The sequence below is a fragment of the Pseudomonas sp. MWU13-2105 genome, assembly GCF_023242315.1.
Classification (GTDB): Bacteria; Pseudomonadota; Gammaproteobacteria; order Pseudomonadales; family Pseudomonadaceae; genus Aquipseudomonas.
The window spans coordinates 103688-130449 of record NZ_JALLIY010000014.1; the positions used below are offsets into that span (position 1 = coordinate 103688).

Annotated in this window: 27 protein-coding genes and 1 other RNA gene; 16 read left to right on the plus strand and 12 right to left on the minus strand. The window is 62.0% G+C overall.

All coding sequences use genetic code 11. The features are described from left to right. Window positions 1–4: 4 nt before the first annotated feature. Entirely contained in the window at window positions 5–649 is a 645-nt protein-coding gene (locus M5B96_RS20870; protein ID WP_248798874.1) for an MBL fold metallo-hydrolase, read from the plus strand. A gap of 97 nt (window positions 650–746) precedes the next feature. After that, a complete protein-coding gene (locus tag M5B96_RS20875; RefSeq protein ID WP_248798876.1) occupies window positions 747–1580 on the plus strand; it encodes an OmpA family protein in 834 nt (277 codons plus the stop codon). 80 nt (window positions 1581–1660) lie between these two features. On the opposite strand, the gene M5B96_RS20880 is transcribed toward M5B96_RS20875, so the two are convergent. After that, window positions 1661–2095, minus strand: coding sequence for a YhcB family protein (locus M5B96_RS20880; RefSeq protein ID WP_248798878.1), 435 nt, complete (start codon window positions 2093–2095; stop codon window positions 1661–1663). 149 nt (window positions 2096–2244) lie between these two features. Between M5B96_RS20880 and M5B96_RS20885 the strand changes: the two genes are divergently transcribed. The 3 genes from M5B96_RS20885 (at window position 2245) to zapE (ending at window position 5430) form a co-directional block, all read left to right on the plus strand. After that, complete coding sequence (locus M5B96_RS20885; protein ID WP_248799017.1) at window positions 2245–2874, plus strand: alpha/beta hydrolase; 630 nt, start codon at window positions 2245–2247, stop codon at window positions 2872–2874. A 14-nt stretch (window positions 2875–2888) separates the two neighbouring features. Further along, window positions 2889–4244, plus strand: a complete 1356-nt coding sequence (locus M5B96_RS20890) for a tryptophan--tRNA ligase (RefSeq protein ID WP_248798880.1) — start codon at window positions 2889–2891, stop codon at window positions 4242–4244. A 91-nt stretch (window positions 4245–4335) separates the two neighbouring features. Then, window positions 4336–5430, plus strand: a complete 1095-nt coding sequence (zapE, locus tag M5B96_RS20895; protein ID WP_248798881.1) for a cell division protein ZapE — start codon at window positions 4336–4338, stop codon at window positions 5428–5430. A 37-nt stretch (window positions 5431–5467) separates the two neighbouring features. Here the strand turns inward: zapE and M5B96_RS20900 are convergent, their stop codons facing one another. Beyond that, window positions 5468–6259, minus strand: coding sequence for an MBL fold metallo-hydrolase (locus tag M5B96_RS20900; RefSeq protein WP_248798882.1), 792 nt, complete (start codon window positions 6257–6259; stop codon window positions 5468–5470). Between the two features lie 89 nt (window positions 6260–6348). On the opposite strand from M5B96_RS20900, the gene M5B96_RS20905 reads away from it, so the two are divergent. Next, window positions 6349–7317 (plus strand): GlxA family transcriptional regulator, encoded by a 969-nt coding sequence (locus M5B96_RS20905; protein ID WP_248798883.1) that lies wholly within the window; start codon window positions 6349–6351, stop codon window positions 7315–7317. Between the two features lie 72 nt (window positions 7318–7389). Here the strand turns inward: M5B96_RS20905 and M5B96_RS20910 are convergent, their stop codons facing one another. The 5 genes from M5B96_RS20910 to M5B96_RS20930 all read right to left on the minus strand — a co-directional run bounded on the left by M5B96_RS20910 (window position 7390) and on the right by M5B96_RS20930 (window position 13717). Then, window positions 7390–8376, minus strand: coding sequence for an asparaginase (locus M5B96_RS20910; protein ID WP_248798884.1), 987 nt, complete (start codon window positions 8374–8376; stop codon window positions 7390–7392). A 134-nt stretch (window positions 8377–8510) separates the two neighbouring features. Beyond that, window positions 8511–9680, minus strand: coding sequence for a hypothetical protein (locus M5B96_RS20915; protein ID WP_248798887.1), 1170 nt, complete (start codon window positions 9678–9680; stop codon window positions 8511–8513). 14 nt (window positions 9681–9694) lie between these two features. Further along, window positions 9695–10591 (minus strand): nitrilase family protein, encoded by an 897-nt coding sequence (locus M5B96_RS20920; RefSeq protein ID WP_248798890.1) that lies wholly within the window; start codon window positions 10589–10591, stop codon window positions 9695–9697. A 112-nt stretch (window positions 10592–10703) separates the two neighbouring features. Further along, on the minus strand, window positions 10704–12683 hold the full coding sequence (locus M5B96_RS20925; RefSeq protein ID WP_248798892.1) for a flavin monoamine oxidase family protein: 1980 nt from the start codon (window positions 12681–12683) through the stop codon (window positions 10704–10706). Window positions 12684–12820: 137 nt separating this feature from the next. After that, complete coding sequence (locus M5B96_RS20930; protein WP_248799018.1) at window positions 12821–13717, minus strand: GlxA family transcriptional regulator; 897 nt, start codon at window positions 13715–13717, stop codon at window positions 12821–12823. Between the two features lie 263 nt (window positions 13718–13980). Between M5B96_RS20930 and M5B96_RS20935 the strand changes: the two genes are divergently transcribed. Then, on the plus strand, window positions 13981–15117 hold the full coding sequence (locus M5B96_RS20935) for an acyl-CoA dehydrogenase family protein (RefSeq protein WP_248798895.1): 1137 nt from the start codon (window positions 13981–13983) through the stop codon (window positions 15115–15117). Between the two features lie 188 nt (window positions 15118–15305). Here the strand turns inward: M5B96_RS20935 and M5B96_RS20940 are convergent, their stop codons facing one another. Next, entirely contained in the window at window positions 15306–16346 is a 1041-nt protein-coding gene (locus tag M5B96_RS20940) for an NADP(H)-dependent aldo-keto reductase (RefSeq protein WP_248798905.1), read from the minus strand. 245 nt (window positions 16347–16591) lie between these two features. Here M5B96_RS20940 and rplM point away from each other — a divergent pair, with 245 nt between their 5' ends. From rplM to M5B96_RS20975, 7 genes are all read left to right on the plus strand, one after another. Next, window positions 16592–17020 carry a 50S ribosomal protein L13 gene (rplM, locus tag M5B96_RS20945; RefSeq protein ID WP_191486125.1) on the plus strand — a complete coding sequence of 143 codons (429 nt, stop codon included), beginning with the start codon at window positions 16592–16594 and terminating at the stop codon, window positions 17018–17020. A 14-nt stretch (window positions 17021–17034) separates the two neighbouring features. Next, a complete protein-coding gene (gene rpsI / locus M5B96_RS20950) occupies window positions 17035–17427 on the plus strand; it encodes a 30S ribosomal protein S9 (protein ID WP_103494515.1) in 393 nt (130 codons plus the stop codon). Between the two features lie 277 nt (window positions 17428–17704). Next, window positions 17705–18301 (plus strand): ubiquinol-cytochrome c reductase iron-sulfur subunit, encoded by a 597-nt coding sequence (gene petA, locus M5B96_RS20955; protein WP_248798907.1) that lies wholly within the window; start codon window positions 17705–17707, stop codon window positions 18299–18301. Further along, the gene (locus tag M5B96_RS20960; RefSeq protein WP_100941287.1) at window positions 18301–19512 is read left to right on the plus strand and encodes a cytochrome b; all 1212 of its coding nucleotides are present in this window, start codon (window positions 18301–18303) and stop codon (window positions 19510–19512) included. Before petA ends, M5B96_RS20960 begins: the two co-directional genes overlap by 1 nt. Next, window positions 19512–20294: a cytochrome c1 gene (locus M5B96_RS20965; protein ID WP_248798909.1), complete on the plus strand. Its 783-nt coding sequence runs from the start codon at window positions 19512–19514 to the stop codon at window positions 20292–20294. Before M5B96_RS20960 ends, M5B96_RS20965 begins: the two co-directional genes overlap by 1 nt. Window positions 20295–20479: 185 nt before the next feature. Beyond that, window positions 20480–21097, plus strand: coding sequence for a glutathione S-transferase N-terminal domain-containing protein (locus M5B96_RS20970; RefSeq protein ID WP_248798911.1), 618 nt, complete (start codon window positions 20480–20482; stop codon window positions 21095–21097). Window positions 21098–21108: 11 nt separating this feature from the next. After that, window positions 21109–21522 (plus strand): ClpXP protease specificity-enhancing factor, encoded by a 414-nt coding sequence (locus M5B96_RS20975; RefSeq protein WP_248798913.1) that lies wholly within the window; start codon window positions 21109–21111, stop codon window positions 21520–21522. A gap of 150 nt (window positions 21523–21672) precedes the next feature. Here the strand turns inward: M5B96_RS20975 and M5B96_RS20980 are convergent, their stop codons facing one another. The 4 genes from M5B96_RS20980 to M5B96_RS20995 all read right to left on the minus strand — a co-directional run bounded on the left by M5B96_RS20980 (window position 21673) and on the right by M5B96_RS20995 (window position 25162). Continuing rightward, window positions 21673–22251 carry a BON domain-containing protein gene (locus M5B96_RS20980; protein WP_248798916.1) on the minus strand — a complete coding sequence of 193 codons (579 nt, stop codon included), beginning with the start codon at window positions 22249–22251 and terminating at the stop codon, window positions 21673–21675. Then, window positions 22248–22841: a phosphoheptose isomerase gene (locus tag M5B96_RS20985; protein WP_040070768.1), complete on the minus strand. Its 594-nt coding sequence runs from the start codon at window positions 22839–22841 to the stop codon at window positions 22248–22250. Before M5B96_RS20985 ends, M5B96_RS20980 begins: the two co-directional genes overlap by 4 nt. Window positions 22842–22979: 138 nt before the next feature. Continuing rightward, on the minus strand, window positions 22980–23351 hold the full coding sequence (locus M5B96_RS20990; RefSeq protein ID WP_248798917.1) for a YraN family protein: 372 nt from the start codon (window positions 23349–23351) through the stop codon (window positions 22980–22982). Further along, the gene (locus M5B96_RS20995) at window positions 23351–25162 is read right to left on the minus strand and encodes a penicillin-binding protein activator (protein WP_248798919.1); all 1812 of its coding nucleotides are present in this window, start codon (window positions 25160–25162) and stop codon (window positions 23351–23353) included. The genes M5B96_RS20990 and M5B96_RS20995 overlap by 1 nt, the downstream gene beginning before the upstream one ends. Window positions 25163–25398: 236 nt before the next feature. Between M5B96_RS20995 and rsmI the strand changes: the two genes are divergently transcribed. After that, window positions 25399–26253, plus strand: coding sequence for a 16S rRNA (cytidine(1402)-2'-O)-methyltransferase (gene rsmI / locus M5B96_RS21000; protein WP_248799019.1), 855 nt, complete (start codon window positions 25399–25401; stop codon window positions 26251–26253). Window positions 26254–26385: 132 nt separating this feature from the next. Continuing rightward, window positions 26386–26739, plus strand: an RNA gene (gene rnpB, locus M5B96_RS21005) — RNase P RNA component class A. Window positions 26740–26762 lie beyond the last annotated feature (23 nt).

Genomic DNA, 26762 nt, shown 5'->3' on the forward strand with positions numbered 1-26762 from the left:
ATGTATGGACGTTGCAAAACCCGCGCTTATTCGCGAAACCTTCCCCGTCGGCCCCTTGCAGTGCAACTGCACCCTGATCGGCGACCCGGTCACGAAAAAGGCCATCGTTGTCGACCCGGGCGGCAACCCGGAGCTGATCCTCGCCCGGCTCGCCGCCCACGGGCTGAAACTGGTCAGCATCATCCATACCCACGCGCACCTGGACCATTTCCTGGCCTCCGGCCAACTCAAGGAAAAAACCGGAGCGACCCTGCACCTGCACAAGGACGACCAGTTCCTCTGGGACAACCTGGAAATGCAATGCAACCTGTTCGGCGTGCCTTACGTGCCGGTGCCACCGCCGGACCAATGGTTGGCCGATGATGAAGAACTGGCCTGCGGCTGCGGGGTGGCCTTGCACACCCTGGGGCATACCCCAGGCTCCATGAGCTTCTGGTTTGCCGAGGCCAAGCTGCTGATTGCCGGTGATACGCTGTTTCGTCGCGGGATTGGTCGCACCGATCTGTGGGGTGGCGACCAGGCCACGATCCTGCGTTCGATCAAGCAGCGCCTGTACACCCTGGACGAAGAGGCGACGGTGATCACCGGACACGGCCCCGACACCCGCCTGGGCGAGGAAATGCGCGAGAACCCTTTTATTCGTGCTTGAGAAGTTTCATGGAATTTTTACCATTCGTCATGTTCCAAGGCCGGCAGGGGTCTATTGTCATCGACTGTTGCACCTTAAATGAGTAGGAGCTTGATTCATGTTCACCTCGCGTCGCTTGATTATCGTCGCTACCACCGTCGCCCTCGTGTCCGGCTGTGCATCGCAAACCCCCAACCCCTATGACAACCAGGGACAGGCACAGCAGCAACAAAGCTCGGGGGGCATGAGCAACACCGCCAAGTACGGCGGTATCGGCGTGCTGGCCGGGGCCGCGGCCGGTGCGCTGATCGACCACAAGAACCATGGCAAGGGCGCACTGATCGGTGGTGCGCTGGCCGGCCTGGCCGGTGCCGGTTATGGCTACTACGCCGACCAGCAGGAAAAGAAACTGCGTGAGAGCATGGCCAACACGGGGGTCCAGGTGCAGCGCCAGGGTGATCAGATCAAGTTGATCATGCCCGGCAGCATTACCTTCGCCACCAACTCCGATGCAATCGCCAGCAGCTTCTATCAGCCGCTGAACAACCTGGCCAACTCGCTGAAGGAGTTCAGCCAGAACCAGATCGAAATCGTCGGCTACACCGACAGCACCGGCAGCCGCCAGTTGAACATGGACCTGTCCCAGCGCCGCGCCCAGAGCGTTGCCAACTACCTGACTTCCCAGGGCGTCAGCGGTGCCAACCTCTCGGCCCGCGGTGCCGGCCCGGACAATCCGGTGGCCAGCAACGCCGACGTCAACGGTCGGGCGCAGAACCGTCGGGTGGAGGTCAACCTGAAGGCGATTCCCGGCCAGCAGTACGGCCAGCCACAAGGTCAACAGCAAGGCCAGCCGCAGTATCAGCAGCAGGGTCAGCCCCAGTACCAACAGCAAGGCCAACCGCAATACCAGCAGGGCCAGCAGTACGGTCAACCGGTGCAGCAGTACCCGTGATCGCCTGACTGAACCCCAGGCATGAAAAAGCCCGCCCGATCATTGATCGGGCGGGCTTTTTACTGACGCGGGAAACCGGCTTATTTTTTCAGGCCGTAGTGCTCATCCAGCATGCCGGGCGCATTCGGCGCCTTGGGCGCGTAGTCGCGCGGCGGCTCCTGGCTGCGCGGTGGCGTCAGGCGCTCCCGTGGACCCGGTACCGCATCGGCGTGCAGGGCGGCGAGCAGGCGTTGGCGAGTCAGTTCGTCAAGGGCCAGGCGGTTGGCGCCCTCGGCGAGATGGTCTTGCACTTCCTGGTAGCTCTGGGTGAGCTTCTTCACCAGGTTCGCGGTGCTGTTGAAGTGGGTGACCACTTCGTTCTGATAACTGTCGAAACGTTCCTGGATATCGTCCAACTGGCGCTGCGTGCTGCTCGGGGCGGCACTCGGTACCAGACGGGCGACCAGGAAACCAATGGCGACACCGGCAACCAGGGCAAGAGTCGGCAACAACCAAACTAAGAGCGAGTGTTCCACGAGTCCTTCCTCTATAAACGGCTTTGCTTTACGTTAACGGCTCGGACCTGCGCTGTATACCGCGATCTTAAGGTCGCAGTCATGTCAGGCACAGACTTTAAGCTAGACGAGTCGACCCCTTGAGAGGTCACGGAGTTCCTTCCTTGCTGATGCGTGAAACCCCTGTAATGATCGATGGCCCTGTCGGCCAACTGGAAGCCTTGTACCTGGACATGCCCGAAGCGCGTGGCCTGGCGCTGATCTGCCACCCCAACCCGGTGCAGGGTGGGACCATGCTCAACAAGGTCGTCTCGACCCTGCAACGCACCGCCCGCGATGCCGGGTTGATCACCCTGCGCTTCAATTATCGCGGTGTCGGCGCCAGCGCCGGCAGCCACGACATGGGCAGTGGCGAAGTCGATGACGCCGAGGCCGCCGCGCAATGGCTGCGCGCCCGGCACCCGGATTTGCCCCTGACCCTGTTCGGTTTTTCCTTTGGCGGTTACGTCGCGGCGAGCCTCGGCGGTCGCCTGGAAGCCCAGGGCCAGACCTTGCAGCACCTGTTCCTGGTGGCGGCGGCGGTCATGCGCTTGCAGGCGGTCGACCGCCTGCCGGAAAACTGTCCGCTGACCCTGATCCAGCCGGAAACCGACGAAGTGATCGATCCGCAGCTTGTCTATGATTGGTCCGCCGCGCTGGAACGTCCCCATGAGCTGCTGAAAGTGGCAGAATGCGGACACTTTTTCCACGGCAAGCTGACCGATCTCAAGGATCTGATCCTGCCGCGCCTCTCGAATTGAACAAGCGATCATCCATGACCACACGTACGCGCATCCTCACCGGTATCACCACCACGGGCACGCCGCACCTGGGCAACTACGCCGGCGCGATCCGCCCGGCGATCCTCGCCAGCCGTGACAGCAACGCCGATTCGTTCTACTTCCTGGCCGACTATCACGCCCTGATCAAGTGCGACGATCCGCTGCGCATCCAGCGTTCGCGCCTGGAAATCGCCGCGACCTGGCTGGCCGGTGGCCTGGATGTGGACCGCGTGACCTTCTATCGCCAGTCGGATATCCCGGAAATCCCCGAGCTGACCTGGCTGCTGACCTGTGTCGCGGCCAAGGGCCTGCTCAACCGCGCGCACGCCTACAAGGCCTCGGTGGACAAGAACGTCGAGAACGGCGAAGACCCGGATGCCGGGATCACCATGGGCCTGTACAGCTACCCGGTGTTGATGGCCGCGGACATCCTGATGTTCAACGCCCACCAGGTACCGGTCGGTCGCGACCAGATCCAGCACGTGGAAATGGCCCGTGATATCGGCCAGCGTTTCAACCACCTGTTCGGCCAGGGCAAGGAATTCTTTGTCATGCCCGAAGCGCTGATCGAGGAAAGCGTCGCCACGCTGCCGGGCCTCGACGGGCGGAAAATGTCCAAGAGCTACGACAACACCATCCCGTTGTTCAGCAGCGCCAAGGAGATGAAGGACGCCATCTCGCGCATCGTCACCGATTCCCGTGCGCCGGGCGAAGCCAAGGACCCGGACAACTCGCACCTGTTCACCCTGTTCCAGGCCTTTTCCACGCCGGCGCAGGCCGCTGAGTTCCGTGGCGAGCTGCTGGCGGGCCTGGGTTGGGGCGAAGCCAAGAGCCGCTTGTTCACCTTGCTCGACAATGACCTGGGCGAGGCCCGCGAGCGTTATCACGAACTGATCAGCCGTCCGGCGGACCTGGAAGACATCCTCCAGGCCGGGGCGAAGAAGGCCCGCGGCGTGGCCACCCCGTTCCTCGGCGAGCTGCGCGAGGCGGTAGGCCTGCGCTCGTTCGTCAACCCGACCCAGGTGGCCGCGAGCAGCAAGAAGAAAGCCGCCAAGGCCGCGCGGTTTGTCAGCTTCCGTGAAGACGACGGCAGTTTCCGTTTCCGCCTGTTGGCTGCCGATGGTGAGCAACTGCTGCTGTCGCGGCACTTTGCCGATGGCAAGGCCGCCGGCGCGGTGACCAAGCAATTGCAGTCCGGCCAGGCCCTGGACATTCGCAGTGAGGCCGGGCGTTTCAACGTCTGGCTGGAAGGCGAGCGCGTGGCCGACAGCGCCGAGTTCGCCGACGAAGTGTCGCGTGACGCGGCCATCGCGGCGTTGCGAGTCGCTTTGACGCCGGCGCAAGACTGATCCGAGGCCTTCCCCGACCAAGGGTTGATTGCCATTCCCCCGGGCCGTCGCTAAAGTGACGGCCCGTTTTTGTTACCTTGCTAACGAAATTATGACGCCCCTAGAACGATATCAAGCTGATCTGCAACGCCCCGAGTTCTTTCACGACGCGGCCCAGGAAACGGCAGTGCGCCATTTGCAGCGCCTGTACGACGACTTGATCGCGGCTTCGCAGAACAAGCCGGGCCTGCTCGGCAAACTGTTCGGCAAGAAGGACCAGGCACCGGTCAAGGGCCTGTATTTCTGGGGCGGTGTTGGCCGTGGCAAGACCTACCTGGTGGACACCTTCTTCGAAGCGCTGCCGTTCAAGGAAAAGACCCGCACGCACTTCCACCGCTTCATGAAGCGGGTGCACGAGGAAATGAAGACCCTGACCGGCGAGAAAAACCCGCTGACCCTGATTGCCAAGCGGTTTGCCGCTGAGACCCGGGTGATCTGTTTCGACGAGTTCTTTGTCTCCGATATCACCGACGCGATGATTCTCGGCACCTTGATGGAGGAGCTGTTCAAGAACGGCGTAACCCTGGTGGCGACCTCGAACATCGTGCCGGACGGCTTGTACAAGGACGGCCTGCAGCGTGCGCGCTTCCTGCCGGCGATCGCCCTGATCAAGCAGAACACCGAGATCGTCAACGTCGACAGTGGCGTCGACTATCGCCTGCGTCACCTGGAACAGGCCGAACTGTTCCACTATCCGCTGGACGAAGCGGCCCACGAGAGCCTGCGCAAGAGCTTCCGCGCGTTGACGCCGGAATGCACCCAGGCCATCGAGAACGACGTACTGATGATCGAGAATCGCGAGATTCGGGCGATCCGTACCTGTGACGACGTGGCCTGGTTCGACTTCCGCGAACTGTGCGATGGCCCGCGTAGCCAGAACGACTACATCGAACTGGGCAAGATCTTCCATGCCGTGCTGCTCAGCGGTGTCGAGCAGATGAGCGTCACCACCGACGACATCGCCCGGCGCTTTATCAACATGGTCGACGAATTCTACGACCGCAACGTCAAGCTGATCATCTCCGCGCAAGTGGAACTCAAGGACCTCTACACCGGCGGGCGTTTGAACTTCGAGTTCCAGCGCACCTTGAGCCGGTTGCTGGAAATGCAGTCCCACGAGTTCCTGTCGCGAGCGCACAAGCCTTAAGCAGGATACCCGGCGCGGTCCTCGAACCGCGCGGTGTTCAGGGCTGCCCGGTGGCGCGGAAGTCCAGCACTTCGCCGTCGCCGGGGATCAGCAGGCGCGCTTCGACGCCGGCCAACCGCGCGGCGTCGGCCAGCGCGCGACGTGTCACCGGGCAGTGGCTGAGGGCTTCCAGGTGATTGGCGATCACCAGGCCCGCTGACTGCCGGGTGAACTCGATCACTTCTTCAACGCCCATGATGATGTCCCCACCCAGGTCAAAGTGCGCGCCTCCCGCCGGCACGACGGACAGCTGTGGTCGATGCTCGGCGATGAAGGCCCTGACGGTCGGCGTGAGCAGGGTATCGCCGCTCAGGTAGAGGCTGGGCTCACCAGGCATTTCGATCAGATAGCCCACCCCATGTTCCATCAGCTTGCCCACCAGTCCCAGGCCGTGGGTACAGCGGACCGTGCGAATCCGCCCGCCAAGGAAAGGGCTGGGCTGTTCGTGGTCGCTTGGCAATGGCTGCACATTCAGGTCGTGGGTGGCCAGATAGGCCGCGTCGTGGGGCGTGCAGATCACTGGCGTGCCAGTGTCGCGCAGCCATTTTTTCGCGGCGCGATCGAGGTGATCGAAGTGGCCTTTCTGGCAGTGGGTGATCAGGCAATGGGTGACCGACTCGAGCGCCGCTGTTGCCGACGCCGGTAGATCTACCAGCGGGTTGCGCTGCCTGGCGCTGAATACCCGCAGGGGGGGCAAGGAGAGTTTTCGCGCCAGCATCGGGTCGACCAGAATACGCTGGTGGCCGAACTCCAGGATCATCGTCGCATTGCGTAGCTGATGGATGTGCATGCTCATACCTCTGGGAAGAGGCTGCATTGTGTTCGACCGGGCGGTCACGCAGAATGGCAGGATTGGACATAATGGATTCTGTTTCTGCCATGAGACGCCCCTTTCGAATCGGTTTGCTGCTTTACCCGGGTTGCCTGCCCGCGGGGTTGCTGGCCTTTGCCGATTTGCTGCATGCGGCCAATCGGCGCGCCGGAGAAACGCTCTTCGAAACGCAGTTTGTCGCCTTGCAGGCCGGCGCGGTGGCCTGTGCCCAGGGGCTGTCGTTGCAGGTCTCCAAGGCCTTGTCGGAGGCTGACCTCGACGCCTTGCTGATCGCCGGTTTCTGGGCCGAGTCGTCGCGTCAGGTCGAGAAGGCCGTGAGTGCTAACCAGGCATTGGTGTCAGCCCTGGCGGCTTGTTCGAAACAGCTGCAGTTGTGGAGTTACTGCACGGGTGTCTGCCTGATCGCCGCCAGCGGGCGGCTGGAGGGGCAGGTGGCTACGGTGACCTGGTGGCTGGCGGGGACCATGGCCCAGCGTTATCCAAAGGTGAACTGGCAGAGCCAGCGTCACTGGGTGATCAACCCGTTGACCGCGACCGCGTCCGGGGTCAATGGTTATCTGCCGATTGCACAGGCGCTGATCGAGCGAGCGGTTGGCCAGGATATGTTTCACGACCTGGCGAAGCTGATGGTACTGGCGCGCCCGGTCCAGGCACATCCGGCGTTTGCGGCCATGAGTCTGATCGAGCAGTCCAGTTCGCTGCTGCGCCAGTTGCATCGCTGTGTCGAACAAGCGCCGGCGGAGCAGATCACCGTGCAGCGACTGGCGGAGCAGCTCGGCCTGTCTCCGCGCACGTTGGCGCGCAGGGTGAGTGCGGAAACCGGGGTCGCTGTGGCGGCTTATGCGCGCTGTATCAAGCTCAACCAGGTCAGTGAGCGGCTGATGCTGACGTCCACGGCGGTCAATACCATCAGCGCCGACCTGGGGTTCAGCAGCGATTCGAACCTGCGGCGGATGTTCAAGGAACTGACCGATTTGACTCCGCTTGAGTACCGCCAGCAGTTTGGGCGACGTTGATAAATAACGGGGCGAGGCCAATGCCCGTCAAATTTGAAACCAGGCACGGTCTTGTGGCGAGACTCGTATTGCTTACTCGCCAAAGTGTCGGAGATAGTCAGGCAGCTCAGCGGTCCGCTGGCAGCCGATCAGCAGCCACAACAGAATCCTCGCCTTGCGCGGACACAGAAAACCAGCCATCCGCGCGCCGCGCTGGATCAGGTCGATTTCGCTGCCGACAAAACCATAGGAGTGGCTCGCCGTTGAACCGGCTCCGGTGCGTGTGGCGATCACCACCGGTATTTTCAACGCCAACGGCGTGAGTGCCTTGGCCCAGCCTTCGCTGACATGACCGGCGCCGAAACCGGCGATCACCAGGCCGTCGTAGCCCAATTCCAGCAGCTTCTCCAGCATCAGCGTATCGGCCGACAGCGCCGCTTCCAGCAGGGCAACCCGTTGCCCACTGCGCGTCGGTGGCGGCAAGGTTCTTCTCGGGAACGGGGCGTGCAGATAACGCACGGCATTTTCGATGATCAGGCCGTTGGGGCCGAACACCGCTGAGCTGAAGGCTTCCAGCGCCAGGGCATCGCTCTTGCGCACATGGCTCGCACCATGGATCTGGCCATTGATCACCACCTGCACGCCACGTCCGCGACTGGCGCTCGCCAGGGCGGCCAACCCCGCATGCAGCAGATTCGCCGGGCCGTCGGCACTGATCTCGGCGGCCGAACGCATGGCGCCGGTCAGCACCAGCGGTTCCTCGCGGTCCCAGAGCAGCTCGAAAAAAAACGCGGACTCCTCCAGGGTGTCGGTGCCCTGGGTGATCACCACGCCGCTGGCACCTTGTTCTACCTGGCGCCTGGCCCAGTCGAGAACGCCGAGCAGAAACTCGAAGTCCAGCGAGGCGCTGGGTTGCAGGCACAAGGTTTCGACGTGAACCTGGGCCAGAGTCTTCAGTAGTGGTACCTGTTCCAGCAGGGCTCGGCCATTGACGCTGGGCACCACGCCCTGGTCCGGGTTGGCGGCTTGCATGCTGACAGTGCCGCCCAGGGCGGCGATGGAAAGTTGGGGCAGGGACATGGAACTCTCGCTGATAAAGGTCGGGAAGAGGCGATGCCGGCGGCACCAGAGTACCGCCGGGTTGAGGGAAAAGCGCGCTCGATGGTGTCCGAGGCGGCGCAAGGCTTGCAGCGCCATCGCTGACAAGCCAGCGCCTACAGGACCCGTGTCAGCCAGCCGATCAGGGGCACGATCAGGACCGTACTGAGCGCCATCGACAGCACATTGCCGATATACGGGTGCATATGCCCGGGGACCCGTCGCGACAGTGCCACGGCCAGCGGCGGTGCGAGCAAGGCCCCGAGCAGGGCGCTGGCGATCACCACCAGCGTGCCGCCGCCATGGACCAGCACGGCGGCCGGGGCGACCGAGACAATCGGGATGTAAGTCGGGTACCAGCCCCGCGCAATCCATTGCCGCCGCCAGACTCCCACGCCGATGGCCGACGCCAGGGCCTGGGCCGCGAGTATCGGCAACAGCAGGTCCGAACCGTAGACCGGCCCGGCCGGGTTGAGCCCGTAGGCCAGTAATACCCCCAGGAGTAATCCCAGGCTCGCCCACTCGTTACCGAAGAACGGCGCTTCGGAAAAGTCGGCGAGTACCCGGCGCATGCCCCAGGTCAGCCCGTGTTTGCCGGCTTTCGGCGCAGACACCGAGGCAGCCGTCATCATCGGCGGTTCGGGTTTCACCAGCGCCGGCCAGCGTCGATAGAAGGTAAAGGCCATTATGCTGCCGCCGGCCATCCCCAGCACATTGCCGATGACCGCCGGCAGATCCAATGGGTTGCAGACAAAGTTGACCAGCAGCAGGCACAACGGCGTGACCAGCAGCGCGCCCATGACTGCACCGCTGACGGCGATGCGCTTGCCCGCGCCGAACAGCAGCACAGTCGCGGCGGGCACGGAGACGAAGGCGGCAAAAGTTGGTTGCCAGCCATAACGCGGTACGCTCCAGCCCCACAGCAGGTTGCTCAACAGCAGCCCCAGCAGCGCACTGCCGGTCAGCCAGGGCCACAGGCCGCTACCATAACAAATGGCAAAGCCTTGCCAGGCCTTGCCCCGGCGGTGGGCCCAATGGGCCAGGCCGGCACCGACCAGCAGGCCCAGCGAGGCCAGCTCATGTTTGTAGAAGGCCATTTCGCTGATATCGCCGAGCACCCAGCGTAGCCAGGCACCGGGGGCGGGCAGGTTTTCCAGCATATGCAGGTAGCCGGAGCCGCCGAAGGGGCCGCCGGGCAGGTTCAGCCAGGCCAGCAGCAGGATGGCGGCGATCAGGCCCAGGCTGAACCGGCCGGCGAGCCGGCCCAGGTTGGAGGCATTGTTCATCTCTCCCCCCCCTTTCAGCGCGGCAGGCCAGGGTGTCGGGTGTAGCCGAGCATTTCGTCGTAGAGGTCGGTCCGGCGATCCCTGGGCAGGTCGTTCAGGCTGTTCCAGATCGGCGCGCCACGGGCGCTGACCAGATCGATATCGGCGTACAGCACGGTTTCATCGACGGGTGACGCCACCTCGCTGATTGGCCAGCCGTTGGTCCCGGCGATCAGCGAGCAGCCGAGGAAACGTTCGCCGCGATCGCTGCCGACGCGATTGGCGGCGGCGATAAACACGTTGTTGACGTGAGCGGCGGTGATGGTCAGGTACGAGGCCATGCATTTGCCGGTTTCGTCGAACAGCGGTGGCGGGGTCCAGACCCAGTTGTTCAGGCTGCAGATGATATCCGCGCCCTGCTGGCTCAACAGGCGCGGTACTTCGGGAAACCAGATATCCCAGCAGATCAGCAGGCCGATCCGCCCGATGGGCGTGTCGAAGACCGGAAAGCCCAGGTCGCCCGGGGTGAACCAGAGTTTCTCCTCGTTCCACAGATGCGCCTTGCGGTACTTGCCGATAAAGCCGTCCGGGCCCACCAGCACCGCGGTGTCGAACAACTGCACTCCATCACATTCGGCGACACCGGCTGCCAGGTAAATCCGATGTTCCTGTGCGAAATTTACCCAGGTCTGCACGCTGGGCCCTGTCGGTACCGCTTCGGCATGGCTGAAAGCTTCCTGGTGGTTCTGGAAGCTGTAACCGGTATTGGCCAGTTCCGGCAGCACGATCAGGTCGGCGCCAGCGCGCACGGCCTGGCCCGCCAGCGCGAGGCTGCGGTCCAGGTTATACGGGGTGTGGGCAACGCCGGCCTGGGGATCGAACTGCACAACGGCAACGCGTACGGGACTGATGGCGGGGCGAGATTCATTCATTTGAGGTGCTCTCATTCTTGTTATTCAACCCGAATGGATTGATATGACTATGAGAAGCAATTCAAAGAGTGGTGTATGTCGGTGGCCCTCTCGAAAATCAGTCGGGTATTTCCTAGAGCCGCCTGGGAATGCTGAGCGCTACCGGTGGGGTGTTGGCGGGCGGTCGTCCGCAATATTCGGGGTAGTGCTTCAGGCTGAAGCCGCCATTGAAGACGGCACCGGTACGCTGGCACAGATGGATGGTGGCATCGAGGGCGCCGCGCAGGCAGGGCTCGGTCCAGCCGGCGTCGACCGAAAAGGATTCGCCGCACAGGTAGAGCCCGGAGTGGGCGGAATAGTTGCGGTTGTAGTTCATCAGGTCGATGGCCTCGTAATAGGTGCCGGGGCGATAGAGCTTGGCGGCGCCGAGGGCATTGCGATCACTCATCCAGCGATGCACCGCGGCCTTTTGCGTGTCGATGTAAGGCGAGATCCGCCGATTGATATTGCGTGCGTGCAGCAGTATTCGATCGAGTTCGCCGACACACTTGTCCACCAGTTCCTGGTCCGAGAACAGCGCGAGTTTGGTCGCATCGTCCTCCCAGGTGTAACTCAGCAGGATGCAGTCATACGGGTAGCTGTCGTTGTAGCGGTAGGTGTACATGTCATGGATCAGGCTGTCGGTGACCAGCGCCTGGGGGATGCCGTGGGGCTCGTCGAAAAAGCTTTTTTTCAGCGGCGCAAACACCTTGCAGCTGGTTTCCCAGTGGGCGGTCTTGTAGGCGCTGCGGATGTGGAATGGCAGCATTCGCTCGTCGAACCCCCTGAGTTCGACGGTGGTTTCGATCAGCCAGGACGGCAGGGTGAGAATCACCGAGTCGAAGACATCGCTGCGCTGTTCGCGGCGTTGTGGATCGTTCCATTGCCAGGCGTAGTCGACGCGAATCCGCTGGTCGGGCAGTTTGCTCAGGCCGTTGACCTGGGCCTGGGTGGTGAACCCGGCGCCGCGCTGTCGGCAATGGTCGTAGAAGGACAGGCCGCGTCCTTCGACCGGCATGAACAACAGGCATTCGTCCAGCGCGGCAACGCCCAGGTAGCGCGGGCCGTCGAAGGCCAGGCCGTTGCAGTCGAGCAGTGTGCCGGCCCGCAGGTGTGGCGACGGCAGTGGGTTGCCGCGCTCATCGACCCGACCGTGGATCAATTGCAGGCGGTTGCTGAAACCGAAGATCGCGGTGCGGATCGGGTACAGGCTGCAGGCGTCATAGAAGGCGCCCCAACTGCCGTCGCCGATGCCGATGGCATAGAAGATCGCCGACTCTTCGGCGCTCATGCCCACGCCACCGAAATTCCCCGGCTCGTCCGCTTGCCAGTGGCTGATGGCTGGCAGTGTGACCAGGTTGCGAAACGACAAGCTCTCGTAACGTTGGACAATCGCCGACCAGAAGCCTTCCCACTCTGCACTGGCGTAGTGGGCCTCGACCTGGCGGGTCATGCGTTCGGCGAAGCGGCGCCATTTGTCGTGGACCTGTTTCAGCAGTTTCCCCGGTGGTGGGGTCTGGCCGTCGCGGTTGTCCCAGATCAGCATGCGCGGGGTGTCCTGGCCCTCGAGCAGGCCCTCACGGAGGAAAATCCCGGTGCTCCGGACCTGGGCGCTGCCCGGGTTGGCGAAGTCGGAAAGGCGCAGGTCGAACCGTTCGCTGTAGTGGGCGAGCACGGAGCGTCCCTGCTGTGGCGTTTCATCGGCACGGTTGAAATACGGCAGGCGCATCGCGCCCATTTCGAAGGGGGTGGAACCGCTGGTGGCGGGCTGGCTTTTGTCGATCACCGTCAGGTGCCGGCCGCCGATCCGCCGGGACTGTTCGAGCAGGGTGATGTCGGTGAAGCCGCAGCGCAGCAGCTCGTGGGCCGCGCTGAGGCCGGTGACGCCGGCGCCGATGATGCAGATCCGGTGGCCAGTATCGGTGGCGCGGGCCACGCCGCCGGCTTGCTCGACCAGTCGGCGATAGTCGAAGCAGAGGTCCGGCGGATTGGGGAAGCGGGCGCGCCAGGCGCGGCTGGGCTCCACCGTCGGTGTCGGGAAAGAGGGCTGCTGTTGAGCCAATCCAATAGGCATGTACGACGCTCCTTGTCAGTGGCAATCGGTAGTGATTGCCGGAGCGAGTCTACGAAGGCGAGGGCAGGGCGCTGTGGTAATTAATTATGCAAGGTCGCGCGCCTGTGTCAGCTAGTGTCGAAACAGGCGCACGGGCTTCATGCCGCTTGCTGGAACTGCTGGCGATACTGGTTGGGGGACAACTCGGTGTGCTGGCGGAACAGGCGTGCGAAGAAGCTGGCGTCGTCATAACCGACTTCGTAGCTGATGGTCTTGATGCTCTTGCGGGTGCCCGACAACAGGCCCTTGGCGGTCTCGATACGCAGGCGCTGCAGGTAGTGCAATGGCTTGTCGCCGGTGGCGGTCTGGAAGCGGCGCATGAAGTTGCGAATGCTCATGCCGTGTTCCCGGGCGACATCCTCGAAGCGGAACTTGTCGGAGAAATGTTCTTCGAGCCATTGCTGGATCTGCAGGATGATCACGTCCTGGTGCAGCTTCTGCCCGCCGAAACCGATACGTCCCGGGGCGTAGCTGCGCTGGACCTCATAGAGGATATCGCGGGCCACGGCCTGGGCGACATTGGCCCCGCAGAAGCGCTCGATCAGGTAGATATAGAGGTCGCAGGCCGAGGTGGTGCCGCCGGCGCAGTAGAGGTTGTCGGCGTCGGTCAGGTGCTTGTCCTGGTTCAGCTGGACGTTGGGGTAGCGCTCGCTGAAGGCGTTGAAGAAGCGCCAGTAGGTGGTTGCCTCCTTGCCATCGAGCAGGCCGGCCTCGGCCAGCCAGAACACCCCGGTGGCCTCGCCGCAGAGCACGGCGCCGCGGGCATGTTGTTCGCGCAGCCAGGGCATGACCTGTGGATAACGCCGACAGAGGGTGTCGAAGTCGTCCCAGAAGGCCGGCAGGATGATCACATCGGCATTTTCCAGGCCTCCGTCCACCGGCAGGATCACATCGCTGAAGCTGCATACCGGTTTGCCGTCGGGGCTGACCAGGCGGGTTTCGAAGGCCTTGGTGAGGCCTTGGCCGAGCTGCTTGCCATAACGCAGGCTGGCCAGGTGGAAGAAGTCCTTGGCTTGCATGAGGGTGGAAGCGAATACCCGGTCGATAGCCAGGATGCTGACGCGCCGCAAGGGCGTGGAGAGTGGATTAGCCATAATTCCATTGTTCTTATTAGCGGAAAGTTCTTATAGGGGAAAGTGGTCAACAGACGGCTGGATCGTCTTATTTTTTGGCGTATGTGTCCAGTGTTACCCGGCAAAACACTGGCATAGGCTCTACGGGCCAATCCCGGCTTCAGTGTCTTTGCAGGTGCTCCCCCATGATCCCCAGAACCCTGTTCAGTTCCGAGCACGAGCTGTTTCGCGGCAGTGTGCGCAAGTTTCTCGAGCAGGAAGCGGCGCCCTTCCATGCCCAGTGGGAGAAGCGTGGCTATATCGACCGCGAGTTGTGGAACAAGGCCGGGGCCCAGGGAATGCTCTGCTCCCATCTGCCGGAGGCCTATGGCGGCATGGCCGCGGACTTTCTCTATAGCGCCGTGGTGATCGAGGAAATCAGTCGGCTGGGCCTGAGCGGCATCGGTTTTTCCCTGCATTCGGACATAGTCGCGCCGTATATCCTGCATTACGGCAGCGAGGCGCTGAAGCTCAAGTACCTGCCCAAGCTGGTCTCCGGCGAGATGGTCACGGCCATTGCGATGACCGAGCCGGGGGCCGGCTCCGACCTGCAAGGGGTGAAGACCACCGCGCGGCTGGACGGTGACGAGTATGTGCTCAACGGCTCGAAGACTTTTATCACCAACGGTTTTCTCGCCGACCTGGTGATTGTTGTCGCCAAGACCGATCCGCAAGCCGGGGCCAAGGGCACCAGCCTGTTCCTGGTCGAGGCCGATACACCAGGGTTCGCCAAGGGCAAGCGCCTGGAAAAGGTCGGCATGAAGGCCCAGGACACCTCCGAGCTGTTTTTCCAGGATGTGCGCGTGCCCAGGGAGAATCTGCTCGGGCAGGCCGGGATGGGCTTTGCCTATCTGATGCAGGAGTTGCCCCAGGAACGCCTGACGGTGGCGATAGGCGGTCTGGCCTCGGCCGAGGCGGCGTTGCAGTGGACGCTGGAATACACCCGTGAACGCAAGGCGTTCGGCAAGGCCATTGCCGACTTCCAGAATACCCGCTTCAAGCTGGCGGAAATGGCCACCGAGATCCAGATCGGCCGGGTGTTTGTCGACCGCTGTCTGGAGTTGCATCTGCAAGGCCAGCTGGATGTGCCGACGGCGGCGATGGCCAAGTACTGGGGCACCGACCTGCAATGCAAGGTGCTCGACGAGTGCGTGCAACTGCACGGTGGCTACGGGTTCATGTGGGAGTACCCGGTGGCCCGGGCCTGGGCGGATGCGCGGGTACAGCGCATCTATGCCGGGACCAATGAGATCATGAAGGAGATCATCGCCCGGTCGCTTTGACGTCTTGGATGGGGTTGCGACGTGTGGTGATAGCCTTAAGGACCTCTTCGCGGGCAAGCTCCGCTCCCACAATGTCCGGGTCGTGCTCAAGATCTGTGCACGACCGAAAGCCTGTGGGAGCGGAGCTTGTCGGGACGCCGCACCGCCGCGAAGGCGCAGGAACAGGCGCCGCCTGATCCGCAGGCCAGTTACGGAGCCGGGTTTGGATGATCCTTGTGGATCGCCTCGATCCCCGCCAGCACTTCGTCCGATAGTTTCAGGTCGGCGCTGGCAATGTTGCTGTCCAATTGCTCCAGCGTCGTCGCCCCGATGATGTTGCTGGTGACGAACGGTTGCCGGGTGACGAACGCCAGGGCCATCTGTGCCGGGTCCAGGCCGTGTTCGCGGGCCAGGGCGACATAACGGCTGCACGCCGCTTCCGATTGCGGATTGAAATACCGGCTGAAGCGGCTGTACAGGCTCAGGCGCGCCTTGTCCGGCCGTGCGCCGCCTTCATACTTGCCCGACAGGAAGCCGAACGCCATCGGCGAATAGGCCAGCAGGCCGCACTGTTCGCGCAGGGCGACTTCCGCCAGGCCCACTTCGAAGCTGCGGTTGAGCAGGTTGTAGGGGTTCTGGATCGACACCGCCCGCGGCCAGCCGCGGCGCTCGGCCTCGAGCAGGAATTTCATGGTGCCCCACGGGGTTTCGTTGGACAGGCCGATATGGCGGATCTTGCCGGCCTTGACCTGCTCGTCCAGCGCTTCGAGGATCTCCTCGATCGGCGTGAAACTTTCATCGGCCTTGTGCTTGTAGCCCAGTTGGCCGAAGTAGTTGGTGCTGCGCTCCGGCCAGTGCAACTGGTAGAGGTCGATCCAGTCGGTCTGCAGGCGCTTGAGGCTGGCATCCAGGGCTTCGACGATATGTCGGCGGTTGTGCTTGAGCTGGCCGTCGCGGATATAGCCGATGCCGTTGCCGGGGCCGGCGATCTTGCTGGCCAGGATCCAGTCGGCGCGATCGCCGCGCTGCTTGAACCAGTTGCCGATGATGCGCTCGGTGCTGGCATAGGTTTCGGCCTTGGGCGGTACCGGGTACATCTCGGCGGTGTCGAGGAAATTGATGCCGGCGCTTTTCGCCCGTTCGATCTGGGCAAAGGCCTGATCCTGGGTGTTCTGCTCGCCCCAGGTCATGGTTCCCAGGCAAATTGCGCTCACATTCAGATCGGTCTGGCCTAGCTGACGGTATTCCATTGGCGGCTCCTGTGGGAAAGCATCCATAAAAGCAGGTTGAATTTTTTTTCGCAATCTGCATAATTACGCACCTCTTTATGCAGTGGAAGTGATGCGCCGCCGCCAAAGAATCTTGCCGTTGAACGGACGCGCCGACCCGAGCCCCCGAAAGCGTCTGTATCCGGCTGCCTTTGACCTTGTCAAAGTACGCACTATTCAGTAAGATCCGCCGTCTTATTTACAGGCGGCCCCTGAGGCTATAAAGAATGAAAACTTTTACTGCTAAACCGGAAACAGTTAAGCGCGACTGGTTTATCGTCGACGCTGCTGGTCAGACCCTGGGTCGTCTGGCCACCGAAATCGCGAGCCGCCTGCGTGGCAAGCACAAAGTCGAATACACTCCGCACGTTGACACCGGTGACTACATCGTTGTTATCAATGCTGAGCAAGTACGCGTTACCGGTGCTAAAACCACCGACAAAATGTACTACTCCCACTCCGGTTTCCCGGGCGGCATCAAGTCGATCAACTTTGAAAAGCTGATCGCCAAGGCCCCTGAGCGCGTGATCGAGACCGCGGTCAAAGGCATGCTGCCTAAGAACCCGCTGGGTCGCGACATGTACCGTAAGCTGAAAGTCTATGCGGGCGCTGTTCACCCTCATACTGCTCAGCAGCCCCAAGAACTGAAGATTTAACGGAATAGTTCATTATGTCGGCGACTCAAAATTACGGCACTGGCCGTCGCAAGACTGCAACCGCACGCGTTTTCCTGCGTCCGGGTACTGGCAACATCTCCATCAACAACCGCACCCTGGACACGTTCTTCGGTCGCGAAACTGCCCGCATGGTAGTTCGCCAGCCGCTGGAACTGACTGAGACTACCGAGAAATTCGATATCTACGTCACTGTCATCGGTGGTGGTGTGAGTGGTCAAGCTGGCGCAATCCGCCACGGCATCACTCGTGCTCTGATGGACTACGACGAGACTCTGCGCGGTGCTCTGCGCAAAGCCGGCTTCGTAACCCGCGATGCTCGTGAAGTTGAACGTAAGAAAGTCGGTCTGCGTAAAGCGCGTAAGCGTCCGCAGTACTCGAAGCGTTAATTCGGTCCTCGTACCGTTTTACGTTTCAGTTCTACGTTTTAAAAAAAGCCCGGTTTCCTTGTGGAACCGGGCTTTTTTGTGGGCTAAATATTTTCCTGTGACAACTTGCCACATCCGTAGACCCCCTATACTACAAGGCCTGGGGCAGGGTAGGACTGGTAATTACCTTGTCATACGTGGGGCTTTTCATTACCATTCGGCAAAATTTATAAGTACAAAGTTTTACTTAGTAGATGCCTGATTTAACAGGCCACAAAAGCTGATGGGAGAGGACTGAATGAGTAGCAATGACGGCGTGAATGCAGGCCGGCGTCGCTTCCTCGTAGCAGCCACATCCGTGGTAGGAGCTGCAGGAGCGGTGGGGGCTGCGGTCCCGTTCGTGGGGTCATGGTTTCCCAGTGCCAAGGCGAAAGCCGCAGGGGCACCGGTGAAGGTGAACATCAGCAAGATCGAGCGTGGGCAGCAGATGATTGCTGAGTGGCGAGGTCAACCGGTGTTTATCGTTCACCGGACCCCGGAGATTCTGGGAAATCTCGCCAAGATCGAGGATCGCTTGTCCGACCCCGATTCCAAGGCATCTACGCAACCCACCTATGTCGACCCCAAGAACCGATCGATCAAGCCGGAGCTGCTGCTGCTGATCGGTATCTGCACGCACCTGGGCTGCTCGCCGACCTTCCGTCCGGAAGTTGCGCCCGCTGATCTGGGCGCCGACTGGGTTGGTGGTTATTTCTGCCCTTGCCACGGTTCTCACTACGATCTGGCTGGTCGCGTCTACAAGGCGCAACCCGCGCCTTTGAACCTGCCGGTCCCGCCGCATTCCTATGAGTCCGACACGATTATTGTGATTGGCGTCGATACGGAGAAAGCGTGATGAGCAAGTTCATGGATTGGGTCGATGCGCGCTTTCCCGCCACCAAGATGTGGGAAGACCATCTCAGCAAGTATTACGCTCCGAAGAATTTCAACTTTTTCTACTTTTTTGGCTCCCTGGCGTTGCTGGTGCTGGTCAATCAGATCGTCACCGGTGTCTGGTTGACGATGAGCTACACCCCGTCGGCGGAAGAGGCCTTCGCTTCCGTCGAGTACATCATGCGCGACGTCGAGTACGGCTCGATCCTGCGCCTGCTGCACTCCACCGGCGCTTCGGCGTTCTTTATCGTGGTCTACCTGCACATGTTCCGTGGCTTGCTTTACGGTTCGTACCAGAAGCCCCGTGAGCTGGTGTGGCTGTTCGGCATGCTGATCTACCTGGCGCTGATGGCCGAGGCCTTCATGGGCTACCTGCTGCCGTGGGGGCAGATGTCCTACTGGGGCGCCCAGGTGATCATCTCGCTGTTCGGCGCGATCCCGGTCATCGGTAACGACCTGACCCAGTGGATTCGCGGTGATTACCTGATTTCCGGGATCACCCTGAACCGCTTCTTCGCCCTGCACGTGGTGGCCCTGCCGATCGTCATCCTCGGCCTGGTGGTGCTGCACGTACTGGCGCTGCACGAAGTCGGTTCGAACAACCCGGACGGCGTCGATATCAAGAAGCACAAGGACGAGAACGGCGTACCGCTGGATGGCATCGCCTTCCACCCGTACTACACCGTGAAGGATATCGTCGGTGTGGTGGTGTTCCTGTTCATCTTCTGCTCCATCGTGTTCTTCTTCCCGGAAATGGGTGGGTATTTCCTCGAAAAACCCAACTTCGAAGTGGCCAACGCCTTCAAGACGCCTGAGCACATTGCCCCGGTCTGGTACTTCACGCCGTTCTACGCGATCCTGCGGGCCGTCCCGGATAAACTCATGGGCGTCATGGCCATGGGCGCGTCGATCGCCGTGCTGTTCGTCCTGCCGTGGCTGGACCGCAGTCCCGTCAAGTCGATGCGCTACAAGGGCTGGCTGAGCAAGATCTGGCTGTGGGTATTCTGTATCGCTTTCGTCACCCTTGGCTGGCTGGGGGTGATGCCGCCGACACCGGAGCGCACGCTGCTGTCGCGGATCTGTACGGTCCTGTATTTCGCCTACTTCATTCTGATGCCGTTCTATACCCGGCTCGAGAAGACCAAACCGGTTCCGGAAAGGGTGACTGGCTGATGAAAAAATTATTTGCAGTATTGATGCTTGCGGCCCTGCCGCTCCTGTCCTTCGCCGCCGAGCATGGTGGTCCGGAATTGGAAAAAGTCGATATCGACGTTTCCGACAAGGCGGCCATGCAGGATGGTGCGCGGACCTTTGCCAACTATTGCATGGGTTGCCACAGCGCCAAGTTCCAGCGCTATGAGCGTGTTGCCGACGACCTCGGGATTCCCCACGACCTGATGCTCAAGAGCCTCGTGTTCACCGGCGCCAAGATCGGCGACCACATGAGCATCGGCATGCAGCCGGCCGACGCCAAGGCCTGGTTCGGGGCGGCGCCGCCCGACCTGACCCTGGTGGCCCGCGTGCGCGGTACCGACTGGCTCTACGGCTACCTGCGGTCCTTCTACGAAGACCCGACGCGTCCCTGGGGCGTGAACAACAAGGTCTTCCCGAACGTCGGCATGCCCAACGTGCTGGTGGGCCTGCAGGGACGTCAGGTCGTCGGCTGCAAGCAGGTTCAAATCGTCGAGGACGGCAAGAAGCAGTATGATCCGCTGACCGGTACGCCTTTGACCCATGAAGCGTGCGACCAGCTGACCATCGTACCGAAAACCGGTGCCTTGAACGAAGAGCAATTCGACGAGAAGGTCAAGAACCTGGTGACCTTCCTGGCCTACTCGGCCAACCCGGTGAAGCTGGAACATCAGCGTATCGGTACCTACGTTTTGCTGTACCTGGCCTTCTTCTTCGTGTTCGCTTATCTGCTCAAGCGCGAATACTGGAAGGATGTGCATTGATAACGTTGTAACATAGCTGTCAATCGTGCGCGCCCAAGGGTGCCTCTGAAGATGTAGCCAGCAAGGACGGGCGGGGTGGGCCGGCAACGGTCTCACCCCTGTTCTGTTTCGTGGCTGCGGGAGGCTTGTCTTGGGCGCGCTCGTTTTTCCGTTTTCAATAATTTCAACAAGCGAGGAGGACCGCCATGGGCGTGACCAACCGGTTGGCCTGTTACTCCGACCCCGCCGACCACTATTCCCACCGGGTACGCATCGTGCTCGCAGAGAAGGGTGTCAGCGCCGAGATCATTACTGTTGAGCCGGGGCGTCAACCGCCGAAGCTGATCGAGGTGAACCCTTACGGCAGCCTGCCCACCCTGGTCGATCGTGACCTGGCGTTGTGGGAGTCGACCGTGGTGATGGAATATCTGGATGAGCGTTACCCGCATCCGCCGCTGCTGCCGGTTTATCCCGTGGCGCGAGCCAACAGTCGTTTGCTGATCCATCGCATTCAGCGCGACTGGTGTGCGCTGGTGGATGTGATCCTGGATTCGCGCAGCAAGGAGCCGGCGCGGGTGCAGGCGCGCAAGGAGTTGCGAGAGAGCCTGACAGGGGCGTCGCCGCTGTTTGCCGACAAGCCTTTTTTCCTCAGTGCCGAGCAAAGTCTGGTGGACTGCTGTCTATTACCGATACTCTGGCGTCTGCCGATTATGGGTATTGAATTGCCGCGGCCCGCAAAGCCGTTGCTCGATTATATGGAGCGCCAGTTTGCGCGTGAGGCTTTCCAGGCAAGCTTGTCTGGTGTCGAACGCGATATGCGCTAAGGAGCTGTTTTATGAACTCCAGTCGCCCTTATTTGGTTCGTGCACTGTACGAATGGATAGTGGATAACGATTGTACGCCGCACATACTGGTCAATTCCGAGTATCCCTCGGTCCAGGTGCCGCAAGGTTTTGCCAGCGACGGGCAAATTGTCTTGAACGTTTCGCCCAGTGCAGTGCGTCACTTGCACATGGACAACGAGGCGGTCAGCTTCGAAGGGCGTTTCGGTGGCGTACCGCATACGCTTTACGTGCCGATCAGTGCCATTCTCGGGATCTACGCCCGGGAGAATGGCCAGGGCATGGTGTTCGAGCTGGAAGCGCCCCTGGAGGGCGACGATGGGGCTGAGCCGGATGACGACGGCCCGCCGCCGGGTTCCGAGCCGCCGCGTCCTAGCGGGCGGCCAAGCTTGAAGGTGGTGAAGTAATAAAAAAGGCGCCTCATCCGAGGCGCCTTTTTTACATCTGTATTTCGGCAGGATCGCGATCCTGGGAGTCGGCTTGCTGGCGATGGCGGTCGATCAGGCGATGCAAGGCTCACGGGTCTCATCGTCGGCAAGCCGGCTCCCGCTGCTGGGTCAGTCGATGTACTCGAACAGTTTGACGATCTTTTGCACGCCGCCGACGCCTTGCACCAGGTTGGTGGCGCGGGTGCCTTCTGCCTGGGTGACCAGGCCCAGCAGGTAGACGATGCCGTTCTCGGTGACGACCTTGATGCGCGAGCCGGGAATGGCATTGTCGGTCAGCATCTGGGCCTTGATCTTGGTGGTCAGCCAGTTGTCGCTGCCGCGGGCCGCTATCGAGGAAGGCTCGATGACCTGCAGCTCGTTGTTGACCTTCTTCACCCGTTGGACGGCGGCGGCGGCCTGTTCGGCCTTGGCCTTGAGGTCTTCGCGCGGGGTCTGGCCGGCGAGCAGGACGATGCCGTTATAGCTGGTGACGACGATATGTGAGCCGTTTTCCAGGCCGGGGTCGGCCTTGGCGACGTTGACCGCGACCTTGGTTTCGATCAGCGAGTCATCGATCTTGCTGCCCAGGGTGCGGGTTCCGCGATCGTCGTTGATCGGGTCGTCGCGGGTGGCGGTGAGTACCGAGCTGCAGCCGCTGAGGCCCAGGCACAGGGTCAAGGCCAGCAGGCTAAGGCGATTGATGGTCATTCTTCACTCCCGAACAATTGGCTGTCGATCAGATCGCAGAGGCAATGGATCGCCAGCAGGTGGACTTCCTGGATACGTGCGGTGACATTGGCCGGGACGCGAATCTCGACATCCTCGGGCAGCAGCAGGGAAGCCATGCCGCCGCCGTCGCGTCCCGTCAAGGCTACGACAATCATTTCGCGATCATGTGCGGCCTGGATGGCCTGAATAATGTTGGCGGAGTTGCCGCTGGTGGAAATCGCCAGCAGCACGTCGCCCGGTTGGCCGAGTGCGCGGATCTGCTTGGAGAAGACTTCGTTATAGCTGTAGTCGTTGGCGATCGAGGTGAGGGTCGAGCTGTCGGTGGTCAGGGCAATGGCCGGCAGGCTCGGGCGCTCGCGCTCGAAGCGGTTGAGCAGTTCCGAGGAAAAGTGCTGGGCATCGCCGGCGGAGCCGCCGTTGCCGCAGGAGAGCATTTTGCCTTCGTTGAGCAGGGCATTGACCATGACCTGGCTGGCTTGCTCGATGTGAGGTGCAAGAACGTCCATCGCCTGTTGCTTGGTGTCGATACTGGCCTGGAAAAGCTGGCGAATTCGGGATTGCATGTCCATCTATGTGACCTTAAGTAGGGCGGCTGGTCGAGCGCAGACCGGGTTTTCCCGGTGGCTGCCCGGCACAAGAATGTGCAGCCCGCAAAGCAAAGAGCAAAAATCAGTGGGTGAAAAAAGTAACCGGGTCGACAGCCTGGATCAGCTGTCGAAGGCATTCCGTAGCCAGTTCAGCTGGGGTGTCGCGTCGACCGGGCCGTCTATGGCCACCACGTCGAAGCGGCAGGGGCAATGAGCCCAGCGTGACTCGCGTTGCAGGAAATACTGCGCGGCGAATATTACCTTCTTGCGCTTGCGGGCATCGATACTGCCCAGTGCGCCACCCCATTGGGTGTTTTTTCTGTAACGAACTTCGACGAATACTACTGTATCGCCGTCGAGCATGACCAGATCAAGCTCGCCCCGTTTACAGGCCCAGTTCTGCGCCAGCAGGCGCAGCCCCTGTTGTTCGAGATGCCGCCGCGCCAGGAGCTCGGCTTCCTTGCCGTGTTCCAGGTGGGCGGCGGGTGCCATCAGTGCGACGTATCTGGCAGGCGCTGGACCTGACCGCTGACGAACTGGGCCCAGGGCAGCTGGCGTGCGACCCGTTGTCCCGGATCCATGCTCAGGCTGCCGGAGAGGCCTTCGATGCGGCTGTCGGGCAGGGCCTTGAGCTGACCCAGGCGCGGTGCCAGGCGATAGGCGTCGACACCCATGGCGTACAGGCGACCGAGGGCGCCATTGGCTTGTGGCCATTGCGCGGCGACCTGCTTGCGCAGCGGGTCGTTGGCATCCAGCAGCCAAGGGGTTTCGCAGAAGCGAACGCCGTTCATGTCGTTGTACTGGTTCTGGTCGCCGGTGGCGCTGAACACGTGGGAAGTGGCGTACACCGGCACATCACCGGCGTACTGGAAGTTCAGGGTCGGTTTGATCTGCTGCGCCTGTTGTGGGGTCGCGGCGAGGAAGATGAACTCGATGTCCTGGCGCCGCGACGGCTGGGCGGCGACCTGGCCGCCTACGGTGTTCTGCAGGCTCTTGGCGCGACCTTCGCTCTGGCGCAGTTGGAACAGCTCGGCAATCTGCTGGGCCAGGGCCACCGGTTGATCGACGCGTTCGATACCGACCACGGTACCGCCGTTGGCTTCCCAATCCTGGCGGAAGGCCTTGAGCACACGATCGCCCCATTCGCCTTTCGGCACCATGGCGGCAGCGCGGTGCAGGCCGTCGGCGCGGGCGCGACGGGCCACTTCGCGGGCTTCGTCTTCGGCGGCGAGGCCGAACTGGAACAACTGCGCCGGGTTCTGCGCGCTTTCGCTGTAGTTCAGCGCCAGGGTGGTGATCGGCAATTGCGGGCGGGCGCTGAGTTGCTTGACCAGCGGCTTCTCCAGCGGGCCGATCACCAGTTGCACGCCGGAGGCCTGGGCCTTGCGATAGAAATCGTCCAGGGAGGCGAGGCGCGAGCTGTCGTAGAACTCGATGACCGGCGGCTTCTGGCCGGCCTGCTGGGCCTGGTAGTGAGCGGCCATGAAGCCTTCACGCAGGGCCTTGCCGACCGAGGCCAGCGGGCCGTCCTGGGGCAGCAGCAGGGCGATCTTGCTCAGTGGCTGGCTGGCCAGCTCCTTGAGTTTGACCAGGGGCAGCGGCAATTGCTGGGCCGCCGGATGCTTGGGGTTCTGCGCGCGCCAGGTATCGATGGCCGCCTGCTGTTGTTCCAGGGTGCCGGACGATTTTACCGCCAGCGCCAGGCTCAACCAGCCGCTGAGGTCGTCGTTGCCGGTGGGCTGCAACTGATCGGTCGGCAGTGCCGCGATCAGGGCCCAGATGGCTTCGTGGTTGTTCCTGGCGGCGTCGCCGCTGAGCAACGGCGCGATGAAGATCCGCTCGCGGGCGGCGGCCAGGGTCTGGCCATCGGCTTCGAGGGCGCGGGCGCGCACGGTCTGGGTGCGAATCTGCTGGTCCACCGGCAACTCGCCCAGGCGTTCCAGGCTCGGGTGGCTCAGCGCGGTCAGCGCCGCCTTGGGCTGGTTACGGGTCATGGCCAGTTCGGCCGCCAGGGTACTGGCGTACACCTGTTGCGCCGGCTTGAGGGTGTCCAGGGGCACCTGCGCGAGAATCTGCGCGGCGCGCCCGCTGTCTTTCTGGCGGTAGGCCAGATCGGCAGCGGTCAGGCGCAGCACCGCGGCTTGTTCCGGCGTCTTGCTGGAAGCCGCCTGATCGAGCAACTGCTCGATGCTGGCATTCGGGGTCCGTGGGAGTTCGCCAAGGCTGGAAGAGGGCGAGCTGGCGCAAGCCGCCAGCAAGGCAGCGAGGCAGAGGGCAGAGAACAGCCGCAGGCAAGCGATCATGTAGTGTTCCTGATACTCGATCATATGAGCGTGGAATTGTACCCAAGCACTGGCCGGGGCGCGATGTTACTGGCGTGAAACGGTCAAATTAGGTCGTACAAAGCGTGTCGCAGTGCTCGAATCGCTCGCCTTTCGGGGCCGTACTCGCCGTTGTGAAGCATATCGGCAGGACGGCTACGCGCTACAATGGCGTTTTCGTTCTTCTCGAGGTATGCGCTTTGACTGCTCCAGGTGCTTTGAATTCCGCTGTCGGCTCGCTTTATGTGGTGGCGACGCCCATTGGCAACCTGGATGACATCAGTGCGCGGGCCATGAAAGTGTTGCGCGAGGTGTCGCTGATTGCCGCGGAAGACACCCGCCATTCACTCAGGTTGTTGCAGCACTTCGGAATTGCCACACCGCTTGCGGCCTGTCACGAGCACAACGAACGTGACGAAGGCAGCCGTTTCATCGCCAGGTTGCTGGCGGGCGAGGACGTGGCCCTGATCTCCGATGCGGGCACGCCGTTGATCTCCGATCCCGGTTATCACCTGGTGCGTCAGGCGCGGGCGGCAGGTATCAGTGTAGTGCCGGTTCCCGGCGCCTGCGCGTTGATCGCCGCGCTGTCGGCGGCGGGGCTGCCGTCCGACCGTTTTATTTTCGAGGGTTTCCTGCCGGCCAAGGCGGTGGGGCGTCGGGCGCGCCTGGAGCTCTTGAAGGAGGAGCCGCGCACGCTGATTTTCTATGAGGCGCCGCATCGGATCCTTGAATGCCTGCAGGACCTGGAGACGGTCTTTGGTGCCGAGCGCCCGGCACTGCTGGCCCGTGAGCTGACCAAGACTTTCGAGACCCTCAAGGGCTTGCCGCTGAGCGAGCTGCGCGGCTTTGTCGAGGCGGACGCCAATCAGCAGCGCGGTGAGTGCGTGGTGCTTGTCGCTGGCTGGACCGCGCCGGAAAACGATGACGCAGTCGGCAGCGAGGCGCTGCGCGTCCTCGACCTGTTGCTCCAGGAGATGCCGCTCAAGCGTGCCGCGGCCCTGGCGGCAGAAATCACCGGGGTACGCAAGAACCTGCTGTATCAGGTGGCGTTGGAGCGGCAGAAAAATGCCTGACTGATTCGGCGGTAGGTTGGATCCTATCCGCGTATGGGATCCGGCCTGCCGGTGTTTGCCGGGACAATGCCTGGCGGCAAAACGCCTTTAATGCTTGTCCTCCAGGGCATGTGCCGGTAACCTTCGCGGCGGAGAGTCGATTGGACAGTCGCTGCCCCCTATGAAAATTAGGGGGGGGAGGAAAGTCCGGGCTCCATAGGGCGGAGTGCCAGGTAATGCCTGGGAGGCGTGAGCCTACGGAAAGTGCCACAGAAAATAACCGCCTAAGCGCTTCGGCGCCGGTAAGGGTGAAAAGGTGCGGTAAGAGCGCACCGCACGGCTGGCAACAGTTCGTGGCTAGGTAAACCCCACTCGGAGCAAGACCAAATAGGGTTCCAAGGCGTGGCCCGCGCTGGAACCGGGTAGGTTGCTAAAGATGTCCAGTGATGGCCATCGTAGAGGAATGACTGTCCTCGACAGAACCCGGCTTACAGATCGACTCTCCACCTCTTTCCCTCCCTGCACGCAAT

What these genes read in the sequence shown, in the direction of transcription:
- M5B96_RS20870 (WP_248798874.1), top strand. Translation starts at nt 5, where the DNA reads ATGGACGTTGCAAAACCCGCGCTTATTCGCGAAACCTTCCCCGTCGGC.
- M5B96_RS20875 (WP_248798876.1), top strand. Translation starts at nt 747, where the DNA reads ATGTTCACCTCGCGTCGCTTGATTATCGTCGCTACCACCGTCGCCCTC.
- M5B96_RS20885 (WP_248799017.1), top strand. Translation starts at nt 2,245, where the DNA reads ATGCGTGAAACCCCTGTAATGATCGATGGCCCTGTCGGCCAACTGGAA.
- M5B96_RS20890 (WP_248798880.1), top strand. Translation starts at nt 2,889, where the DNA reads ATGACCACACGTACGCGCATCCTCACCGGTATCACCACCACGGGCACG.
- zapE (WP_248798881.1), top strand. Translation starts at nt 4,336, where the DNA reads ATGACGCCCCTAGAACGATATCAAGCTGATCTGCAACGCCCCGAGTTC.
- M5B96_RS20900 (WP_248798882.1), bottom strand. Translation starts at nt 6,259, where the DNA reads ATGCACATCCATCAGCTACGCAATGCGACGATGATCCTGGAGTTCGGC.
- M5B96_RS20905 (WP_248798883.1), top strand. Translation starts at nt 6,349, where the DNA reads ATGAGACGCCCCTTTCGAATCGGTTTGCTGCTTTACCCGGGTTGCCTG.
- M5B96_RS20910 (WP_248798884.1), bottom strand. Translation starts at nt 8,376, where the DNA reads ATGTCCCTGCCCCAACTTTCCATCGCCGCCCTGGGCGGCACTGTCAGC.
- M5B96_RS20915 (WP_248798887.1), bottom strand. Translation starts at nt 9,680, where the DNA reads ATGAACAATGCCTCCAACCTGGGCCGGCTCGCCGGCCGGTTCAGCCTG.
- M5B96_RS20920 (WP_248798890.1), bottom strand. Translation starts at nt 10,591, where the DNA reads ATGAATGAATCTCGCCCCGCCATCAGTCCCGTACGCGTTGCCGTTGTG.
- M5B96_RS20925 (WP_248798892.1), bottom strand. Translation starts at nt 12,683, where the DNA reads ATGCCTATTGGATTGGCTCAACAGCAGCCCTCTTTCCCGACACCGACG.
- M5B96_RS20935 (WP_248798895.1), top strand. Translation starts at nt 13,981, where the DNA reads ATGATCCCCAGAACCCTGTTCAGTTCCGAGCACGAGCTGTTTCGCGGC.
- M5B96_RS20940 (WP_248798905.1), bottom strand. Translation starts at nt 16,346, where the DNA reads ATGGAATACCGTCAGCTAGGCCAGACCGATCTGAATGTGAGCGCAATT.
- rplM (WP_191486125.1), top strand. Translation starts at nt 16,592, where the DNA reads ATGAAAACTTTTACTGCTAAACCGGAAACAGTTAAGCGCGACTGGTTT.
- rpsI (WP_103494515.1), top strand. Translation starts at nt 17,035, where the DNA reads ATGTCGGCGACTCAAAATTACGGCACTGGCCGTCGCAAGACTGCAACC.
- petA (WP_248798907.1), top strand. Translation starts at nt 17,705, where the DNA reads ATGAGTAGCAATGACGGCGTGAATGCAGGCCGGCGTCGCTTCCTCGTA.
- M5B96_RS20960 (WP_100941287.1), top strand. Translation starts at nt 18,301, where the DNA reads ATGAGCAAGTTCATGGATTGGGTCGATGCGCGCTTTCCCGCCACCAAG.
- M5B96_RS20965 (WP_248798909.1), top strand. Translation starts at nt 19,512, where the DNA reads ATGAAAAAATTATTTGCAGTATTGATGCTTGCGGCCCTGCCGCTCCTG.
- M5B96_RS20970 (WP_248798911.1), top strand. Translation starts at nt 20,480, where the DNA reads ATGGGCGTGACCAACCGGTTGGCCTGTTACTCCGACCCCGCCGACCAC.
- M5B96_RS20975 (WP_248798913.1), top strand. Translation starts at nt 21,109, where the DNA reads ATGAACTCCAGTCGCCCTTATTTGGTTCGTGCACTGTACGAATGGATA.
- M5B96_RS20980 (WP_248798916.1), bottom strand. Translation starts at nt 22,251, where the DNA reads ATGACCATCAATCGCCTTAGCCTGCTGGCCTTGACCCTGTGCCTGGGC.
- M5B96_RS20985 (WP_040070768.1), bottom strand. Translation starts at nt 22,841, where the DNA reads ATGGACATGCAATCCCGAATTCGCCAGCTTTTCCAGGCCAGTATCGAC.
- M5B96_RS20990 (WP_248798917.1), bottom strand. Translation starts at nt 23,351, where the DNA reads ATGGCACCCGCCGCCCACCTGGAACACGGCAAGGAAGCCGAGCTCCTG.
- M5B96_RS20995 (WP_248798919.1), bottom strand. Translation starts at nt 25,162, where the DNA reads ATGATCGCTTGCCTGCGGCTGTTCTCTGCCCTCTGCCTCGCTGCCTTG.